Source organism: Nostoc linckia z4 (genome assembly GCF_002608075.1).
In the GTDB taxonomy this organism is placed as follows: Bacteria; Cyanobacteriota; Cyanobacteriia; order Cyanobacteriales; family Nostocaceae; genus Nostoc; species Nostoc linckia.
Genome location: NZ_LAHA01000071.1, coordinates 41,356 through 60,498 on the forward strand (window position 1 = coordinate 41,356; position 19,143 = coordinate 60,498).

14 protein-coding genes and 1 tRNA gene are annotated in these 19,143 nt (G+C 44.7%); 9 read left to right on the plus strand and 6 right to left on the minus strand.

Features of this window, described 5'->3' with window-relative positions:
- Positions 1 to 53 precede the first annotated feature (53 nt).
- The 9 genes from hemE to hemL all read left to right on the plus strand — a co-directional run bounded on the left by hemE (position 54) and on the right by hemL (position 10,276).
- Positions 54 to 1,097: a uroporphyrinogen decarboxylase gene (gene hemE / locus VF06_RS33630; protein ID WP_099072086.1), complete on the plus strand. Its 1,044-nt coding sequence runs from the start codon at positions 54 to 56 to the stop codon at positions 1,095 to 1,097.
- Positions 1,098 to 1,124: 27 nt separating this feature from the next.
- Positions 1,125 to 2,111, plus strand: coding sequence for a hydroxymethylbilane synthase (gene hemC, locus VF06_RS33635; RefSeq protein WP_099072085.1), 987 nt, complete (start codon positions 1,125 to 1,127; stop codon positions 2,109 to 2,111).
- Positions 2,112 to 2,347: 236 nt separating this feature from the next.
- The gene (locus VF06_RS33645) at positions 2,348 to 3,247 is read left to right on the plus strand and encodes an alpha/beta fold hydrolase (protein ID WP_099072083.1); all 900 of its coding nucleotides are present in this window, start codon (positions 2,348 to 2,350) and stop codon (positions 3,245 to 3,247) included.
- A 78-nt stretch (positions 3,248 to 3,325) separates the two neighbouring features.
- Positions 3,326 to 4,354, plus strand: a complete 1,029-nt coding sequence (hemF, locus tag VF06_RS33650) for an oxygen-dependent coproporphyrinogen oxidase (RefSeq protein ID WP_099072082.1) — start codon at positions 3,326 to 3,328, stop codon at positions 4,352 to 4,354.
- Between the two features lie 131 nt (positions 4,355 to 4,485).
- Positions 4,486 to 5,706 (plus strand): ABC exporter membrane fusion protein, encoded by a 1,221-nt coding sequence (locus VF06_RS33655; protein ID WP_099072081.1) that lies wholly within the window; start codon positions 4,486 to 4,488, stop codon positions 5,704 to 5,706.
- A 193-nt stretch (positions 5,707 to 5,899) separates the two neighbouring features.
- Positions 5,900 to 7,066, plus strand: coding sequence for an ABC transporter permease DevC (devC, locus tag VF06_RS33660; protein ID WP_099072088.1), 1,167 nt, complete (start codon positions 5,900 to 5,902; stop codon positions 7,064 to 7,066).
- A 129-nt stretch (positions 7,067 to 7,195) separates the two neighbouring features.
- Positions 7,196 to 7,942: a DevA family ABC transporter ATP-binding protein gene (locus VF06_RS33665; protein ID WP_099072080.1), complete on the plus strand. Its 747-nt coding sequence runs from the start codon at positions 7,196 to 7,198 to the stop codon at positions 7,940 to 7,942.
- Positions 7,943 to 8,052: 110 nt separating this feature from the next.
- Entirely contained in the window at positions 8,053 to 8,625 is a 573-nt protein-coding gene (locus tag VF06_RS33670; protein WP_099072079.1) for an SOUL family heme-binding protein, read from the plus strand.
- 346 nt (positions 8,626 to 8,971) lie between these two features.
- On the plus strand, positions 8,972 to 10,276 hold the full coding sequence (gene hemL / locus VF06_RS33675) for a glutamate-1-semialdehyde 2,1-aminomutase (RefSeq protein WP_371411466.1): 1,305 nt from the start codon (positions 8,972 to 8,974) through the stop codon (positions 10,274 to 10,276).
- Between the two features lie 280 nt (positions 10,277 to 10,556).
- Here the strand turns inward: hemL and VF06_RS33680 are convergent, their stop codons facing one another.
- The 6 genes from VF06_RS33680 to VF06_RS33700 all read right to left on the minus strand — a co-directional run bounded on the left by VF06_RS33680 (position 10,557) and on the right by VF06_RS33700 (position 18,964).
- The gene (locus VF06_RS33680) at positions 10,557 to 14,090 is read right to left on the minus strand and encodes a WD40 domain-containing protein (protein WP_099072078.1); all 3,534 of its coding nucleotides are present in this window, start codon (positions 14,088 to 14,090) and stop codon (positions 10,557 to 10,559) included.
- Between the two features lie 183 nt (positions 14,091 to 14,273).
- The gene (gene ftsH2, locus VF06_RS33685) at positions 14,274 to 16,160 is read right to left on the minus strand and encodes an ATP-dependent zinc metalloprotease FtsH2 (RefSeq protein WP_099072077.1); all 1,887 of its coding nucleotides are present in this window, start codon (positions 16,158 to 16,160) and stop codon (positions 14,274 to 14,276) included.
- Between the two features lie 367 nt (positions 16,161 to 16,527).
- Entirely contained in the window at positions 16,528 to 17,019 is a 492-nt protein-coding gene (locus VF06_RS33690) for a hypothetical protein (RefSeq protein ID WP_099072076.1), read from the minus strand.
- A 42-nt stretch (positions 17,020 to 17,061) separates the two neighbouring features.
- On the minus strand, positions 17,062 to 17,217 hold the full coding sequence (locus tag VF06_RS41635; protein WP_180267541.1) for a hypothetical protein: 156 nt from the start codon (positions 17,215 to 17,217) through the stop codon (positions 17,062 to 17,064).
- A 35-nt stretch (positions 17,218 to 17,252) separates the two neighbouring features.
- Positions 17,253 to 18,701 carry a glutamate--tRNA ligase gene (gene gltX / locus VF06_RS33695; RefSeq protein WP_099072075.1) on the minus strand — a complete coding sequence of 483 codons (1,449 nt, stop codon included), beginning with the start codon at positions 18,699 to 18,701 and terminating at the stop codon, positions 17,253 to 17,255.
- Between the two features lie 189 nt (positions 18,702 to 18,890).
- Positions 18,891 to 18,964, minus strand: a tRNA-Asp gene (locus tag VF06_RS33700).
- Positions 18,965 to 19,143 lie beyond the last annotated feature (179 nt).

Consider the following 19,143-nt stretch of genomic DNA (forward strand, 5'->3'; position numbering starts at 1 on the left):
AATTCATCCTGCGTTTATGCAACGCCCAAATTATTCAATCTAGGGAGACATACATGGGAAATTATACATTACTGCAAGCTGCGCGGGGTGAGGTACTCGATCGCCCTCCGGTATGGGTGATGCGCCAAGCAGGTCGCTACATGAAAGTTTATCGAGACTTGCGTCAAAAGTATCCTTCCTTCCGCGATCGCTCTGAGAATCCTGACTTGGCTGTGGAAATTTCGCTGCAACCTTTCCGCGCCTTCCAACCAGATGGGGTGATTATGTTTTCCGATATCCTCACACCGTTGCCTGGTATGGGTATCTCCTTTGATATTATCGAAAGTAAAGGGCCAGTATTCGACCGTCCAATCCGCAGCCAAGCACAAATTGATGCCCTGACTGCCCTCGATCCTGAAGCTTCTTTACCCTTCGTGCGGCAAATCCTGACGACGTTACGCCAAGAAGTGAACACTCAAGCTACGGTTTTGGGCTTTGTGGGTGCGCCTTGGACGTTAGCTGCCTATGCAATTGAAGGCAAAAGTTCCAAAGATTACGCCATCATCAAGAAAATGGCTTTCTGTCAACCAGGAATGCTGCATCAATTTTTAGGGAAACTGGCAGATGCGATCGCAGTTTACGCCCGCTACCAAATTAATGCCGGGGCCCAAGTCATACAACTGTTTGACTCTTGGGCGGGACAACTCAGCCCTGAAGATTTCCAAACCTTTTCTCTACCTTACCTGCAACGGGTAGTGCAACAGGTAAAAGCAACTCACCCCGACACCCCCTTGATTTTATATATCCACAACAGTGCCGGTATCCTAGAGTTAATGGCGCAATCCGGTGTTGATATCATCAGCGTAGACTGGACTGTAGATATGGCAGTAGCGCGCCAGCGACTCGGCCCAAATATTGGAGTCCAAGGAAATATCGATCCCTGCGTATTGTTTGGCCCTCAAGAACTGATCCGCCAGCGCATTCTCGACACCATCCGCAAAGCCGGGAACCAAAAGCACATTCTCAATCTCGGTCATGGAATTTTACAGAACACTCCCGAAGAGAATGTTGCTTTCTTTTTTGAGACAGTCAAACAACTCAGCTACTCCTCAATATAATTCCTCAAAAAATTTCAACTCAAAGGTATGACTTCAGTTCAACCCGCTTCATCTCATATTGCCAGTCCCCACCGCACCATCCGCATCGGTTCTCGTAAAAGCCAACTCGCACTGGTGCAAACTTACTGGGTTCGAGAACAACTGCAAAAGCAGTTTCCCGATATTTCCTTTGAAGTCCACACCATGTCCACCCAAGGAGATAACATCTTGGATGTGGCATTAGCCAAGATTGGCGATAAAGGACTATTCACCAAAGAATTAGAATTGGGAATGCTCAACCAGGAAATTGACTTTGCAGTTCACTCTCTCAAGGATTTACCTACTTGTTTGCCACAGGGGTTGACTTTAGCAGCAGTAACAGAACGGGAAAACCCCGCAGATGCTTTAGTGGTGCATGAAAACCACAAAGATAAGCAAATCGATACATTGCCAGAAGGCGCAGTCATCGGTACTTCTTCTCTACGTCGCCTCGCACAATTGCGTCACCACTTCCCCCACTTTACTTTTAAGGACGTGCGCGGCAATTTAAATACCCGCTTAGCAAAGCTGGATAATGGAGAATACGATGCGCTGATTTTGGCCGCCGCAGGTTTGCAGCGATTGGATATGAGCGATCGCATTCATCAAATTCTACCCACCGAACTTTCTTTGTATGCCGTCGGCCAGGGAGCATTAGGAATAGAATGCCGTGCTGACGATTTACAAGTGCTGTCATTACTCAAAGCCATCGAACACATCCCCACCCGCGATCGCGTTTTAGCCGAACGTGCATTCCTACGAGAACTAGAAGGCGGTTGTCAAGTACCAATCGGTGTTAATACGCAGTTAACTGAAAATAAATTAACATTAACAGGGTTAGTAGCCAGCGTAGATGGCAAACGTCTAGTCAAAGATTCAGTTATCGGCACTGCTAGCGAAGCCGAAAATTTAGGTATCAAATTAGCTCATAACTTGCGCCAACAGGGAGCTACAGAGATTTTGGCGGAAATTTTCCAAACAGTCCAGCGGGGTTAAAAACGTTGACTGATGACTGATGCCGGATTTCTCACCACATCTTTTGAAGTCTGGCTCTTGAGGCAGGGGAAAAGGTTAAAGGGAAAAGGGAAAAGGGAAAAGGGAAAAGGGATAAATTTAATCTTTCCCCTTTTCCCCATGCCCAATGCCCAATGCCCAATGCCCCATGCCCTTTACCCCAGTCAACAGTCAACAAGTTTCGATTTCATATCATTCCTGTAGAGGAGGAATTTATCATGTTCATTCCACTCGGTTTTGTTCAACGCTCTGTTTTAATTAGCTTGGGAAAGATGGCTTATTACACTAACCAAGGTGAACTTTGGGCAACCGATGGAATGGGCGATACGGTATCCGAACGGGAAACTTTGATATTTTTCCACGGTATTGGAGGCGGAGCATCTGCCTACGCTTGGTCGAAGGTGTATCCAGCATTTGCAGGAGATTATAGAGTTTTGGCCCCCGACTTAATTGGCTGGGGGCGATCGGATCGTCTCGAACAAACTTATCTGCCAAACGACTACATCACGATGTTGATTGAGTTCATCGAGCAGACGTGCCAACCTCCGGTAACAATAATTGCTTCTTCGTTAACAGGAGCATTTACGATCCGAGCAGCAGTCCAACGTCCCGACCTGTTTAAATCACTTATTCTGACGCTTCCCTCAGGTATCAAAGATTTTAGGCAATACTACAGCAATAGCTTTTTTGCTCAAATTGCCAGTCTTCCTATTCTCGATCGCGTTCTTTACACAGGCCAAGTCAGCAATTTTGGCATTCGTGATTTTTTTGAGCGAGTGTTTGCTCGACCCAATCGTCTTTCTCCCGAAATTGTAGAAGCTTTCGTGCGATCGGCAGAGCAGCCAAATGCCGAGTATGCCGCCCTATCATTTTTACAAGGTAACTCATCCTTCGATCTATCAGAATACATTCCAAAATTAACAACACCTACCATCTTTATTTGGGGAAGCCAAGCAAAGTTTACAGGCCCCGACGTAGGCCGTCGCCTTGCGAATCTCAATCCCCAAGCCATTAAAGCATTTATAGAACTAGAAGATGTCGGTTTGAATCCAGAACTGGAAGTACCAGAAGTAATCATCGGATTAATTCGCAAGTTTTTGCCTGTGTTAGAGCAGTAAATTCTTGAGATCCAGTCACCATTCAACAATCAACAATTAACGCTATCCCCAGCCCAGTTATTCCCAGATAAAACCACTATGAAAACTACTTTAACTGCTCCAGTAACTCAATCCAAACCTCTCCCCCCAGTTGATGCCAAGGCTAGGGTAAGCCAGTTGATGCGACAGTTGCAAGACGAAATTTGTCAGGGTTTGCAACTTTTAGATGGAGTTGCCAACTTTCAAGAGGATGCATGGAAACGACCAGAAGGAGGCGGTGGTAGATCCCGCGTCATCCGCGATGGTGGGATATTCGAGCAAGGTGGAGTTAACTTTTCGGAAGTCTGGGGTTCTCACTTACCGCCTTCAATTTTGGCACAACGTCCAGAGGCCAATGGACATCAGTTTTATGCCACTGGAACTTCAATGGTATTGCATCCGCGCAATCCTTACGTGCCAACTGTTCATCTCAACTACCGCTACTTTGAAGCTGGCCCGGTTTGGTGGTTTGGCGGTGGCATCGATTTAACGCCTTACTATCCATTTGTTGAAGATGTAGCGCATTTTCACTTGACATTAAAGCAAGCTTGTGAAAAACACCATTCTGAATATTATCCAGTGTTTAAACCCTGGTGCGACGAGTATTTTTATCTCAAACATCGCCAAGAAACGCGGGGCGTGGGTGGGATATTTTTTGACTATCAGGACGGTGAAGGTGAGCTTTATAAAGGCCCCGACGCCAAAGGAGTAGCGGCAAACTACAGCGATGGCGTTGGCAGACCACAAACCCGCAGTTGGGAGGAATTATTTGCATTTGTGCAGGATTGTGGTAGAGCTTTTTTACCTGCTTACACGCCAATTGTCCAGCGGCGGCAGTCAATGGAGTATGGCGATCGCCAACGCAATTTTCAATTATATCGGCGCGGACGCTACGTTGAATTCAATTTAGTTTACGATCGCGGCACAATTTTCGGACTGCAAACCAACGGACGCACGGAATCAATTTTGATGTCTTTACCTCCATTAGTGCGTTGGGAGTACGGCTATCAACCAGAACCCAATACCCCAGAAGCCGAGTTATACGAAGTATTCTTAAAGCCTCAAGATTGGGTCAACAAAAAGGATTAGGGAATCGGCAGCCGGGAGTTAGTAAAATAAGTTACCCTGTTGTGGCTATCTCTTTCACTACTCCCTACTCTTGCCCCAACGGGGGTTGGTGAGTTACACATCTGCTGGGAACAGGGAATTGAAGAATTGACATGAATTTACGATCGCTCTCGAAACCTTCAAAACAATGGACGCTGGCTGTAGTTGCTGCTGGTACTGCCTTCACAGGAATTATCGCTTTCTACGGTATTTCTCAATCAAAACCAACTAACAAACCCGTTGCAGTTGTGCAATCCATACCAGAGATTGAGGACATTACCGCTTTGGGACGGATAGAACCAACAACGGAAGTCATCCAAGTATCAGTACCTACCACCTTAAGCAACGATCGCGTCGCCCAACTACTCATACAACGGGGTAGTAGCGTTCAAGCAGGTCAAGTAATGGCCGTTATGGATTCGCGCGATCGCTTGCAAAATGCTCTCCTGGAAGCGCAAGCACAAGTGAAAGTATCCCAAGCACAGTTAGCTAAGGTGCAAGCCGGCGCTAAATCTGGACAAATTGCCGCCCAAAAAGCTGAAATTAATCGCTTGCAAGAAGAATTAAAAGGCGAAATAGCTACTAGAGATGCTACAATTTCTCGCTGGCAAGCCGAAGTTACAACTGCCAATAGTGAGTATAATCGCTATTCCTCCCTTTACCAAGAAGGAGCGATCGCTGCTTTGGAGGCAGACCGAAAACGACTTGCTTTGAAAACAGCACAAGCACAGCTTACCGAAGCTAGGGCCAACCAAAATAAAAGTGTAGATACTCTACAAAAGCAAATCGAGCAAGCCAAGGCAACCTTAGATGAAATTGCTGAAGTACGTCCCGTGGATGTGCAAGCAGCTCAAGCAGAGGTCAATAAAGCGATCGCCGCAGTCAAAAAAGCTGAAGCCGATCTGGCGGAAGTTTATATCCGCGCACCCATAGCAGGTCGCATCCTAGAGATTAACGCTAAACCCGGAGAAGTCGTCAGTGACAAAGGTATTGCCGAACTCGGACAAACCAATTCCATGCAAGCGATCGCAGAAGTATACCAAACTGATATTGGCAAAGTTCGCCAAGGTCAACAGGTAAAGATTTCTAGCGATTCCTTCTCGGAAGAGTTGCGCGGAACCGTTCGGCTCATTGGACTACAGGTAAAGCAACAAGAAGTAACTAGCGGCCAACCCGGAGAAAACCTCGATCGCAAAGTCATTGAAGTCAGAATTACCCTCGATCCACAAGCTAGCAAACGAGTGGCTAACTTAACTAACTTGCAAGTACAGGTTGCCATTGAGCCGAATAACAATAATGTTGAGAGGGAACAGGCAACAGGCAACAGGCAATAGGGAAAATATTGAATCGTGTAGCAGTTCAAGTCTCCACTTCCAAGTGTTTAATTTTGAATTTTGATAGGACTTACACAAAAACTCTCAGAAACTTTTATTTGTTTGCGTCCTACCCTGCCTTAAGCCACTTGGTGTTTAGGCGTCCTTTGCCGTTAGTTTTTTCATGATTTTGCAATCCCCAATTCCTCACTATATGTTCAAATTATTTCCTAAAACTCCACTTGCTTGGCGGCAAATGAGCCGTCAAAGAAGTCGTTTGTTAGTTGCCATAGCAGGAATCGCCTTTGCAGATTTTCTTATGTTTTTTCAACTGGGAGTCAGGGATGCACTGTTTGATTCCCAAGTTAGTCCTTATACGACACTGAAAGGAGATTTATTTTTAGTCAATAAACTGTCTGATAACTTGCAATCTATCAAAACTTTTTCTAGAAATAAACTTTATAAAATCACAGGTATTGAAGGCGTAAAATCCGTTACTACCTTATATGTAGCTCAAGCATCCTGGCGCAATCCTGAAAATCGAGCCAGTCGTCAAATTTTCGTCTACGGAATCGATCCCAATCAGCCGGCATTTGACTTACCAGAACTGACTCCACAACTGAATAAACTGAAGTTATTAAATAGAGCGCTGTTTGACAGAGCCGGATTACTTCCTCAGCTTGGAGACGTTCCTAGTTTACTGAAAAAACAGAATCCGCTTGTGGTTCAAACTAACGATTATCAAATTCAAATAGTTGGATTATTTCAGCTTGGTTCTTCTTTTTCTGCTGACGGCAATCTCATCACCAGCGATTCTACCTTTTTGCGGCTTTTTCCCCAACGCCAAGCAAACGACATCGATTTAGGTATTGTTGACGTAGAATCAAATGCCTCCATAGACAAAATTCAAGCAGAATTGCGAGCCAAGCTACCGGATGATTTACTCGTACTAAACCTCACTGAATTCACCGCCCGTGAAAGTGCATATTGGGCCACAGGCTCGGCTATTGGCCCCACTTTTAACCTGGGTGTTGCAATTGGGTTTTTAGTGGGAGCAGTGATTGTTTATCAAATTCTCTATAGCGATGTCTCCGATCATTTGCCCGAATACGCCACCTTAAAAGCAATGGGTTACAGCGACATATATTTGATAGGAGTTATCGTCCAAGAAGCCTTCATTTTAGCCGTTTTGGGCTTTATTCCAGGTTTTTTGCTCTCTAGTGGGTTTTATGTATTTTTTCAGTCGGTGACGTTTTTACCCACTGCCATGAAACTAGCTCGCGCAATAACCGTACTAGTGTTGACTTTCGTCATGTGTATTGGAGCCGGAACCCTGGCTATGCAAAAATTACGCGCAGCCGATCCCGCCGATATCTTTTAACTACAGCATTTCCTTGCCAATTCTTTGCGTACCTCTGCGTTTACCTTTGCCTCCTTTGCGTTTAATTTCCAACCTCAATATTACGAATTTTGAGTTGAAATTTATCAAAATACTCGCATTTTGACTCTCATGCTGCAAAAAATCAATCTCGAAACTCACACCTCAAAACTTTCACTTCCAAACGCTTCTCTACAACCCGTTATTTCAATTTCCCACCTTAATTACTACTTTGGGCGGGGAGAACTTTGCAAACAAGTTTTGTTTGATATTAATCTCGACATTTATTCTGGAGAGATTGTGATTATGACTGGGCCATCTGGTTCTGGTAAAACTACCTTACTAACACTCATAGGTGGATTGAGAACCGCTAAACAAGGCAAGTTAAAAGTTTTGGGACAGGAAATGTGTGGAGCCTCTAAGAAACAATTGATACAAGTGCGGCGGCAGATTGGTTATATTTTTCAGGCACACAATTTGTTGACTTTTTTAACAGCCAAGCAGAATGTCCGCATGTCTTTAGAACTGCACGATGAATACCTCAAGCAAGATATGGATCGGCTGGCGACGGATAGTCTTAAAAGTGTTGGTTTAGGCGATCGCATCGATTATTATGCAGACAGTCTCTCTGGAGGGCAAAAGCAACGAGTGGCGATCGCCCGCGCCCTAGCCAGTCATCCGAAAATTGTTCTTGCTGACGAACCTACTGCTGCTCTCGATAAAAAATCAGGCCGCGATGTTGTGGATATCATGCAGCGTTTAGCTAAACAACAAGGTTGCACAATTTTACTCGTCACCCACGATAATCGAATTCTCGATATTGCCGATCGCATCATCCACATGGAAGATGGAAGGTTAGTACAACAAATAAGTGGCTAGTATCGCTACCGAGTCAGTCAAAAGAATTGATGTCCACCCTCGTTGTACTATTCAAATTGTAATTTTCTATTCTTTTAATACCATTAATTTTAGTTATTTGTGAAAGTCTGATGAGTCAAACCGAAGAACCAAAATATTACGTCTTGCAATCCTATGGTGATATTGAAATACGGCAATACGAACCAAAAATTGTTGCCGAAACAGTCATTCAAGCTGAAAGATATCGAGCAAATAAAGCAGGATTTTCTCTTCTTGCCACTTACATATTTGGTGAAAACACCTCTGTAACCAAAATCGCCATGACTGCACCTGTGACGCAATCACAGTCAAGTGAAAAAATCGCCATGACTGCCCCCGTCATTCAACAACAAGCAGGAGAAAATATCGCCACCAAAGCTTGGGTGATACAGTTCGTAATGCCGTCACAATATACATTAACAACCCTACCGAAACCAAAAGACTCCCGCATTACTATCAAAGAAGTTCCCAGCAACAAAGTAGCTGTAATCCGTTTCTCCGGCTTAACTGGGGATGAACAATTAAAAGAAAAGGAAGCCAAATTATATGCTTTTCTCGCTCGGCAAGGTATGGAGGCAAAAGGTAAACCGATTTATGCTTTCTATGACTCTCCCTTTATTTTGCCTGCATTCAGACGCAATGAAATCATGCTCGAATTGAAATAAGATTTTGCTTTTTACTCTTAATCACTATAGTCATCCTATTTGATTTCTGAAACTATTTGTTGACATAGGGAGTAGGAAATAAATAGTGGCGAGTATAAAACTCATATTTGATTTGGTGAAAAAACTCAGTACATCCCTAAATTCCTTTTTTCCTGTTAAGAGTTCCCTTCTTACACAAATATGTTCATTAATCAAATCGGATTCCTATAGATTGATTTGTAACTCATTTACGATTGCTATACCAGTCGTAAATCATTTGTGAAATCTTTCATAGAAGCTGTTAACAGTCAACAGTATTAGTCAATTAATTTTAGAACCCAAGTCAAATATTTCCGGAGAAAAAATAATGATTGCGACGACTCAGTTAAAAACCACCAATTCTGAGGAAATTTTTGCTGCTGCCCAAAAATTAATGCCAGGAGGAGTCAGTTCTCCAGTACGGGCTTTCAAATCTGTGGGCGGTAAGCCAATCGTGTTCGATCGCGTCCTTGGTGCTTACATATGGGATGTGGATGGCAATCAATATACTGATTATGTCGGCAGTTGGGGGCCTGCTATCTGCGGTCACACTCATCCGGAAGTGATTGCTGCTCTGCACGATGCCCTGAATAAAGGAACTAGCTTTGGTGCGCCCTGCTATCTGGAAAATGTACTGGCACAGATGGTAATCGATGCTGTTCCCAGTATCGAAATGGTGCGTTTTGTCAACTCCGGCACTGAAGCTTGTATGGCTGTTCTTCGTTTGATGCGAGCTTTTACGGGGCGGGAGAAGGTCATCAAGTTTGAAGGCTGTTACCACGGACACGCCGATATGTTTCTCGTTAAGGCTGGCTCTGGTATTGCCACCCTTGGCTTGCCTGATTCTCCTGGCGTGCCCAAATCCGTCACTAGCAACACCCTGACTGCTCCTTTCAACGACCTAGAAGCAGTAAGAGTATTATTCGAGCAAAATCGTGATGAAATTGCTGGTGTTATTGTTGAACCTGTTGTGGGAAATGCAGGTTTTATTCCACCTGCTGCCGGTTTTCTGGAAGGTTTGCGAACAATTACCCAACAGCATGGAGCGCTACTGGTATTTGATGAAGTAATGACAGGCTTTCGTATTGCCTACGGTGGGGCGCAGGAAAAATTTGGCGTCATTCCTGACTTGACTACCTTAGGTAAGGTCATTGGCGGCGGTCTACCTGTAGGGGCTTATGGCGGTCGCCAAGAAATTATGTCGATGGTTGCTCCAGCTGGAAGCGTGTATCAAGCGGGAACGCTGTCGGGGAATCCACTGGCAATGACAGCAGGGATAAAGACCCTAGAGTTGTTGCAGCAACCAGGAACTTATGAATATCTCGATGGCCTTACCAAGCAACTCGCAGAGGGAATGCTGGAGATTGCAAAAGAAACAGGTCATGCTGCCTGGGGCGGTCACATTAGTGGCATGTTTGGTTTCTTCTTTAACCAAGGCCCGGTTCGTAATTATGAGGATGCCAAAAAGTCAGACTTGAGTAAATTTGCTCGCTTCCATCGCGGCATGTTGGAACATGGAGTTTATTTAGCTCCGTCTCAATTTGAAGCCGGATTTACTTCTTTAGCCCACACAAAAGCAGACATCGACCGCACCCTAGAAGCGGCGAGGGCAGTTTGTTTTTCATCTATTTAAGCCACAATCCCTGGTAGGGGGGTACAGCTAGCTGTGCCCCCCTACAACGTGGTGTATTTAGTGAAAATTGCTGTATTATCAAAATCTCCTTGCATCGCCGCGTCACCGTGTCCCCGCGTCAGTCCTAATCAGGACTTACGCAAAAATAACGTAATTCCGTCATTACGAGCGATAGCGAAGTAATCTCCCCTGATGCTGGGATTGCTTCCCTACACTCCATTTCGGTCGCAATGACAATATCGGCGTTGCGTCAGTCCTAATGTTCTGTGTTCACCCAGAATTAGATAACAGCTCCTAAGGAGGTCAACGTGGCAGTTGTGGCCTCAGTTAAACCTTTAACTCCGAAAATATTCATTTGCTCATAGGGCTTACTGGCTCTCATGGTTTTTAAGCATTTGCCTGTTACGATATCCCAAAGTCTAATGGTTTCATCGTCACCGCCACTAACCAAGGTTTGGTTATCTGGACTAAAGGCAAGCGACCAAACCAAACCTGTATGTCCGTGCAAAACTTTTAGACACTGACCCGTGCAGACATCCCACAACTTAATTGTCAGATCGTGACTGGTACTAGCCAGTATCCTGCCATCAGGGCTAAAGGCGATGGATTGCAACCAGTTTGTGTCTGCTGGCAAAACTTTGAGGCATTCACCAGTACGTGGATTCCACAACCTGATTGTTCGGTCTGGACTAGCACTTGCTAGGGTATTACCATCAGGAGCGATGGCAATCGACCAAATCCAACTCGTGTGTCCTTGCAAGGTTCTGAGGCACTCACCTGTGTGAATATCCCACAACCTGACTGTTTGATCCCAGGAACCACTGGCTAATATTTCTCCTTGAGAAATGAAGGCAACTGACCAAATGGCAGCTTCATGCCCCTGTAAGGTTTTTAAGATTTGACCAGAACGGATGTTCCAGAGTTTAATCGTAGAATCTTCACTACCACTTGCTATTGTCTGGCTGTCTGGACTCAAGGCAATGGATAAAACTGCTGCGCGATGTCCTTGCAAGGTTCTTAAGGTTTGACCAGACCGAACATCCCATATCTTTACTGTTTTATCTCCGCTACTGCTAATTAGCATATTTCCTTGAGGATGAAAGATTGCGGAATAAACCCAGTTGCTATGTCCTTTTAAAACTTTGAGGCATTCACCAGTGGCGGTATCCCATAACCTGACAGTGCGATCGCGGCTACTACTAGCAACAATTTGACCAATAGTTGACGGCAAACTGGCGCTCACAGGACTAAAGCTAACAGAGAGTATTTGATTGGTGTATCCTTGTAAGGTATTGAGGCATTCACCTGTGTCTACACTCCATAGCTTCACAGTTTGATCGTGTCCGCCGCTAGCCAAAAGCTTACCTTGGGGACTGAAGGCAACTGCAAAGACCCAACTGAAATGCCCTTGCAGGGTTTTAAAACATTCACCTGTATCGAGACTCCATAACTTCACCTGATGATCGTGCCCGCCACTAGCCAAAATGTCGCCTTGGGGACTGAAGGCCACTGAAAACACTCGATTAGAATGCCCCAGAAGCGTTTTGAGACACTCACCCGTTTGGGTATTCCATAGCCTAATGCTTCGATCTTCGCTACCACTTGCAAGTATTTGATGGTTTGGACTGAGGCTAATTGACCTGATTCCACCATTGTGATGTTTTTCAAAGCTTTGAATACACTCTCCTGTGTTGATATCCCACAATTTAACAGTGCGATCGTCACTACCACTCAACAGTTGACTCTCTGCTTTGAAAACAACAGAAAGTGCCCAACTTAAATGTCCTTGCAGTGTTTTCAAGCATTCTCCAGTACTGGTATTCCATAGCTTCACGGTGTCGTCATCGCTACCACTTGCTAATGTGCAATTATCTTGACTAAATGCAACCGACCAAACCTCGTTTGTATGCCCTTCTAAAGTGCGGAGGCACTGACCGGTACTCACATCCCATAGCTTAATTGTGTAATCTGTGCTACCGCTAGCAAGAATTTTGCCATCAGGACTGAAGGCTAGTGATGTTACCCAACTTTTGTGCCGCGTGCAGATTAAGACTGGTTGCACATCCCTCACTTGGTACAGGTGAATTTCTCCATTACTGTCACCTACCGCCAGAAGTTCTCCATCAGGACTAAAGGCTACTGCATAAATAGCGCCAAAGGTTTGACTAAAGGTACACCTTGCTATATTTGCGTAAGCAAAATTCGTGTTTTGTAAATTTACATCTCGTAAATCGGCCTGCCAAATGGTTAAGCCAGAGAAATCATAACCAGTTAAATTAGTTCCTAGCTGATTGAGTAGATTAAGAATATTACCTGCTAAATATCCCGGTTCTAAGGGGGACTTTTCTTGCTGGTGAAGTAAGATTTGAGTCAGTTGATATTCCAAGTTTTTTTTGCCTTGAAACAGTTGAATTAATCGGTCGATGGTGGGATAGAGAATGAGACGAATTTGAGTTTCTCTGACATAGTCTTTGGCAGTAGCTTTAATTAGAGCATGACTTCTAAAAAGAGAAAATTGGTGTTGAGCAATTTCTTCAGACACTTCCTCAACCAAGCGACTTGTCACATACTCCATCACCACTGGCTGTAGGGTAAAACAGACTGCATGTCGTTCAATGAGCGATCGCCGTCCCAAAGATTCCAGGGTTTCTACTAAATTAAGTTGGGGAAAAGGCGAAACTAAATCTTCTCGTAATTTGGAGAGGCTCACTGGTTCGCGATTAATGGCCAGCCAGTACATTATGTGCTTTCCCCCATCAGATAAACGCTCAAATTGTTGTTCTAATAGGTCGCGAAGATCTCCAAATACGGTGGTTTCCTCCTTTAAAAACTCAGAAATATAACCATCGAATAAATCTTGAATCGTAGTTCCGACAATTTTTAAAGCTAAGGCATTACCTCCATAGCGTCTTACCAGTGCGTTGAATTGAGTTTCTGCACCCTTGAGCCTCTTACTTTTAAGAATTTCCTCTCCATCTCCTTCTTTGAGTCCACTCAATCGCAAAGTTCGTACCAGCAAAGCTTCTCCTTCCAAAGAAGCCACCTCTTTGGGTTTTTCTCGCGTTGTCAGTAGCAAACAACTGCGGTGATCTGCTTCACCAACTCGTTCCAGGAGTTCGCCATACTGCTCGTATCCCAGGCTATATTGTCCGGTTCGACTTCCACCACGGAACAGAGCATCTACATTATCGAACACCACTAAGCAGCGCATCTCCTTAAACAAGTTCAGTAACAGAGAAATCTTTTCACTGACGCTTTCTGGCAATTCTGTTTCAGTTTCTTGCTCCTCAGACAAAAACTCGATGATGCCACTTAAGAACGTATCAATTGGTGGAGCGTCATACAGCGATCGCCAGACAATACAATCAAATTTATCCTGCATTAGTTCTGCCAATTTGATGGACAGACTTGTTTTCCCGACTCCACCCATTCCCAAAATGGTGACTAACCGACAGCAATCCTTCAGTAGCCACTCATCTAAAATATTGAGTTCCTCTGTACGTCCGTAAAAGGCTAAGACAGAAACAGCTTCCCCCCAATCTTGACGACAATTGGAATCTGAGGTGGAATAATAGCCTTCGTATAGGGAGCTACCAAAACCAAGAAAGAGAGCCTCAAGTGTTCGCTTGTCAACTCCCTTCCTACGATTCAAAACTTTTCTAATTGTTAGAGGGTCTAAGTTAGTGCGGTGGCTTAACTCTTCAAGAGTGAATCTCTTGCCAAAATTATCTTGAAACTCAAACTTGTGCCTTGCTTCCTCAAACTTCTGTAAACCAATAGAAGTGAGTATAACTCCGCGCTTACGTCTTGGCATACCCAAATTCCTCTAGGAACAAAAATATATTTAGCACAGAACTTAAGTACTTTTTCACCCATAGATATATTTATTTGTAAGTCATATCTCAGCAGTATAAAAAAATGAGGATAGTATGTGCTATCCTCATTTGATTTCTTGGCTATTTGTTAATTTTCTATCAGACCAGAAAAGAGTTAATTATTATAGTTGTGGTACGTACTGTTGTTTTTCTGGAACCTCAGCGTACTCAGCTACAATCTGACGGAATTCTTCGCCGTCGATGGTTTCTTTTTCGATGAGCAAATCTACCAAGCGATCGGTGACAGTGCGATGGTCGCGGATGATTTTCTTCGCAGTTTCATAGCAATCTTCAACGATCGCTCTCACTTGTCCATCGATGCGAGAAGCGATGGATTCAGAATACTCAGACCGGGTTGTCCAGTCACGACCCAAGAACACTTCGCCTTGTTGGCTTTCCAAGGATAAGGGGCCTAAATCTGACATCCCAAACCGGGTTACCATTTGCCGCGCCATTCCTGACAACTGCTGCAAATCTCCACCTGCGCCAGTGGTTACTTCCGCAGCGCCAAAAATCACTTCTTCCGCAGCGCGACCGCCCAAAGCACCAGTAATCCGAGCTTTTAACTGGGAACGAGAAATTAAACCTTGTTCTTCGTTGGGAGTAAACCAAGTCAAACCCTGTGCTTGTCCCCGTGGAATCAAGGTAACTTTCTGCACTGGGTCGTGGTCTTTTAACAAAGTTCCCACTAAAGCGTGTCCAATTTCATGGTAGGCAATTAAGCGCTTGCTCTTGCTGTCTACCAATGGAGTACCTTCCATCCCAGCTACTACCCGATCCACCGCATCATCAATTTCCCGGAGAGTGATAGCTTCTTTGCGTCTTCTAGCGGTGAGAATTGCCGCTTCGTTGAGTAAGTTAGCTAAATCAGCACCAGTAAATCCAGGAGTGCGGCGAGCGATCGCTTCTAAGGATACGCTAGGGTCTAGTTTCTTGTTGCGCGCGTGGACTTGTAGAATTTCCAAACGTCCTTTGATGTCGGGTGAATCTACTGTTACTTGGCGGTCAAATCGTCCGGGACGCAACAATGCTGAGTCTAATACGTCTGGGCGGTTGGTAGCAGCAATAATAATGATGCCTGTGTTACCTTCAAACCCATCCATTTCGGTTAGTAGTTGGTTGAGAGTTTGCTCTCTTTCGTCGTTACCGCCACCGATACCAGCACCCCGTTGTCTACCCACAGCGTCGATTTCATCGATGAAGATGATACAGGGAGCGTTATCTTTAGCTTTCTTGAACAAATCGCGGACGCGGGAAGCACCCACACCAACGAACATTTCCACGAACTCGGAACCAGAAATGCTAAAAAATGGTACGCCAGCTTCCCCAGCGATCGCTTTTGCCAGTAAAGTTTTACCAGTTCCAGGAGGCCCGACTAACAGCACTCCCTTGGGAATGCGTGCGCCCACAGCTGTAAATCTTTCTGGTTGTTTGAGGAAGGTGACAACCTCTTGCAATTCTTCCTTAGCTTCTTCAATCCCGGCTACATCGTCAAATTTGACCCCAGTTTTTGCCTCCATTTGGAAGCGGGCGCGGGATTTGCCGAAGTTCATTGCTTGACCGGGGCCGCCGGGAAGGTTGCTAGAACGGCGGAACAAAAAGAATAATCCAGTAATCAATAAAACAGGAAACACTAGATTGCCCAATAATCCCCAAATTGCACCATCATTCCGCATGGGGTGAGCATCAAAACTAATTGCCTTTTCTTTAAGCTTGGTAATTAACTCAGGGGCGTTAACAGGCAGATCCACCCGCCACCTTTGGACGTGATTTTCCAAGTCTGGATCGCGGGCTTCTAAAATTGCTGTTCTACCGCCTTCGTAGAGATCGACACTGATGACGCGATCGGCATCCAAATATTCTAGGAAACGACCATAGGTCATCCGAGTATTGGCGGCATTTTTAGTCATATCCGCAGGCGCACCTGCGAAAGCCCCTTGCCAGAAGAAAAAGCCAATTACCAAAGCCGGCAACGTCCAGAGTGCCAGGACTTTCCAGGAAAATTTCATGTTAATTTGCCTCTAGATGTTTATACAACTCATTACCCTTAGCAATGTAAGGTTTATGATTTTGTCACTTTGAGCCGTTAAACGGATGTTCATAAATCCATTTTGTTTAATTTGATTTCTTACATGCACAGTTCTAAAGGCACTAGACCATTATGGCTATGCCAATAAGAATCTTAATTAAAGTTAACTTAATTTTAATACAATATCGCACGAGAAAATAAAGAGAATGGGCATTGGGCATTGGGTATGGGAAGGCGTGGGAGGTGTAGGAGGTAGGGGAAAAGGTTAAAGGGTAAAGGATAAAGGGATAAATTTAACCTTTCCCCCTTACCCCTTACCCCTTTCCCCACACCCAATGCCCCATACCCTACTTCACTTCTGTCATTTGTAGAGTGTAAGGAAGATACTTGCCTTTGTCGTAGGAACCAACCCAAATTTGGTAAGTTCCAGCCAGCCATTCACCAACAATGCCGGCATTTTTATTGTCAAAATCGTCATTGCACCAAGTACCACCAGGGCCCTTCACAATCATGGTGGTATCCTCAGGGCTTTGGACTTGTAGCTTAAGGTAATCAAATTTACTTGTTAATACTAATGTGTGGTCTGGTGTTTCATCGACAAATCCAGTACAAGGGCCGGTGGCTGTTTCAGTTCTACCAGCTATTTGATTTCCAGATACTGAGCCTCCACTCATCCCGCGGACTGTCAGTGGGTCTGGGGAAAACTGGGGGCCAATGGTCACATCTCCAAATATCGTTGGCGCTTCTTGGGCATCAGCCATAACACTAACTGAAGTGATGAAAAGCGTAACTATCATCAACGATAATTTCATCCCTCTATTGAGCGCTTTTGTTGGCATTGTAATTAGGTTTGCTTCTAAGTGCTTTTGAAGACATGAATTTTACATACCAAGTTCCCAATCTGAGGAGAATTGACTAGGAAAGCGAATAGGGCATTGGGCATTGGGCATTGCGGAAGCAGCAGGTGTGGGAGGGGTGGGAGGTGTGGGAGGATGAGGAAGAAATCTTTCCCCCCACACTCCCCACACTCCCCACACTTCCCTATCCCCTCATCTCCCCATCTCCCCACTCCCTACTGTCTACTTTCAGTTATTGCTCTATTTAAGCGCGGTCGATCTAAACCAATTTGATTTAGTAGTAACCAAGATTGGATGAGGTCGGGGCCATGAACGTCTCCGGTTAAGGCTGCTCTTAGCGATCGCATGACTAAGCCTTTTTTGACTTTTTGCTCTTTGACCACTTGTTTAATTATGTCCTGAGCAGATTCCTCAGAGAGTTGTGGCTGATTTTCCAAAGCTGTGACAATACCCTCAAGCACAGCAGCAGAACCTTCTTGCTTGAGTTGTGTTTTTGCTTCGTCACTAAATTCAACTGTGTCGCTGAAAAACACTTGACTCATAGCCACAGCATCTACTAATCGAGTCAAGCTTTGGCTAATTAAAGCTACTAGCTGTTCTAACCAAGGGCGAGTGCGTCCACCATCAAATTTATACCCGGCTGCTTCCCAATAGGGTATGAGTAAATCTGTGAGTTTATCTACAGGGGTGTTGTGGATATATTGACTGTTCAACCAATCCAGCTTGTCCCAGTCAAATTTTGCACCTGCTTTATTAACCCGCTCAAAGCTAAATTCCTTAGCGGCTGCTTCTAAGGTAAATATTTCTTGGGTTGAGTCTGGGGGCGACCAACCAAGCAATGTCATGTAATTTACCAAGCCTTCAGCAGTAAAGCCCATTTGCTGAAAGTCAGAAATGGAAGTGACGCCATCTCGCTTGGAAAGCTTACGCCCTTCTTTGTTTAAAATCAGTGGCGAGTGGGCAAATTCTGGGATTTTTGCCCCCAAAGCTTCATACAGCAAAATTTGCTTGGCCGTGTTGGCGATGTGGTCTTCTCCGCGAATCACGTGGGTGATTTGCATATCGATGTCATCCACTACAACTACGAAGTTGTATAAAGGTTGACCGCTACCCTCTTCGGAGGCGCGGGCGATGACCATATCGCCACCTAAATCACTACCTCGCCAAGACATTTTTCCCCTGACTAAATCATTCCAGACAATTTCGCGATGGTCTTCGATTTTGAAGCGAATCACAGAAGAACGGCCTTCTGCTTCAAAAGCGGCACGTTGTTCTGGGGTGAGGTTGCGGTGACGGTTGTCATAGCGAGGAGCTTCGCCTCTAGCTTTTTGAGCTTCTCGTAGAGCCTCTAGTTCTTCAGAGGTGGTGTAGCAGCGATAAGCTAACCCCCGGTCTAAGAGTTGTTGTACTGCTTGTTTATAAAGATCCAAGCGTTGGGATTGAAAAAATGGCCCTTCATCCCAGTTCAGTCCTAGCCAACGCAGTCCTTGAAGGATATTTTCTGTATATTCAGGACGCGATCGCTCTAGGTCTGTGTCTTCTATTCTCAGAATAAACTTCCCACCGTGGTGACGGGCAAATAACCAGTTAAATACAGCCGTTCTCGCTGTACCAATATGTAAATTTCCAGTAGGACTCGGCGCTATACGGACTCTGACAGTCACAGTTAATTCTCTCTTTTGCAAAGCATGAATAAATGTACCTTAATATTTAAAGATTAAGTTCTGAGTCCATTAAAGATAGAATTTCTTAGCTTTGTACTGATTTCAGTAATACTAAGTAACTAAGTTGCGTTACTCTGACACTCAGAACTCAACATTTAATATTTACGTTCATTAATTATGATTTTAGAACGGGACTGACGGGGCTCGAACCCGCAACTTCCGCCGTGACAGGGCGGTGCTCTAACCAATTGAACTACAGTCCCTTGATTTGCAACTTTCCTATTGTCGCTATTTTTTTTCTATTTGTCAAGTATTTTTGAGTTGAAAATTGGAAATTTTTTGTAGTTATTGGGCATTGGGCATTGGGCAGGGGGCATTGGGCATTGGGGGTGTTGACTGATGACTGGTGAGTTATTATTCTCCCCATCTCCCCATCCCCCCA

What these genes read in the sequence shown, in the direction of transcription:
- hemF (WP_099072082.1), top strand. Translation starts at nt 3,326, where the DNA reads ATGAAAACTACTTTAACTGCTCCAGTAACTCAATCCAAACCTCTCCCC.
- VF06_RS33690 (WP_099072076.1), bottom strand. Translation starts at nt 17,019, where the DNA reads ATGCCAACAAAAGCGCTCAATAGAGGGATGAAATTATCGTTGATGATA.
- ftsH2 (WP_099072077.1), bottom strand. Translation starts at nt 16,160, where the DNA reads ATGAAATTTTCCTGGAAAGTCCTGGCACTCTGGACGTTGCCGGCTTTG.
- VF06_RS33645 (WP_099072083.1), top strand. Translation starts at nt 2,348, where the DNA reads ATGTTCATTCCACTCGGTTTTGTTCAACGCTCTGTTTTAATTAGCTTG.
- devC (WP_099072088.1), top strand. Translation starts at nt 5,900, where the DNA reads ATGTTCAAATTATTTCCTAAAACTCCACTTGCTTGGCGGCAAATGAGC.
- VF06_RS33670 (WP_099072079.1), top strand. Translation starts at nt 8,053, where the DNA reads ATGAGTCAAACCGAAGAACCAAAATATTACGTCTTGCAATCCTATGGT.
- hemL (WP_371411466.1), top strand. Translation starts at nt 8,972, where the DNA reads ATGATTGCGACGACTCAGTTAAAAACCACCAATTCTGAGGAAATTTTT.
- VF06_RS33655 (WP_099072081.1), top strand. Translation starts at nt 4,486, where the DNA reads ATGAATTTACGATCGCTCTCGAAACCTTCAAAACAATGGACGCTGGCT.
- hemE (WP_099072086.1), top strand. Translation starts at nt 54, where the DNA reads ATGGGAAATTATACATTACTGCAAGCTGCGCGGGGTGAGGTACTCGAT.
- hemC (WP_099072085.1), top strand. Translation starts at nt 1,125, where the DNA reads ATGACTTCAGTTCAACCCGCTTCATCTCATATTGCCAGTCCCCACCGC.
- VF06_RS33680 (WP_099072078.1), bottom strand. Translation starts at nt 14,090, where the DNA reads ATGCCAAGACGTAAGCGCGGAGTTATACTCACTTCTATTGGTTTACAG.
- VF06_RS33665 (WP_099072080.1), top strand. Translation starts at nt 7,196, where the DNA reads ATGCTGCAAAAAATCAATCTCGAAACTCACACCTCAAAACTTTCACTT.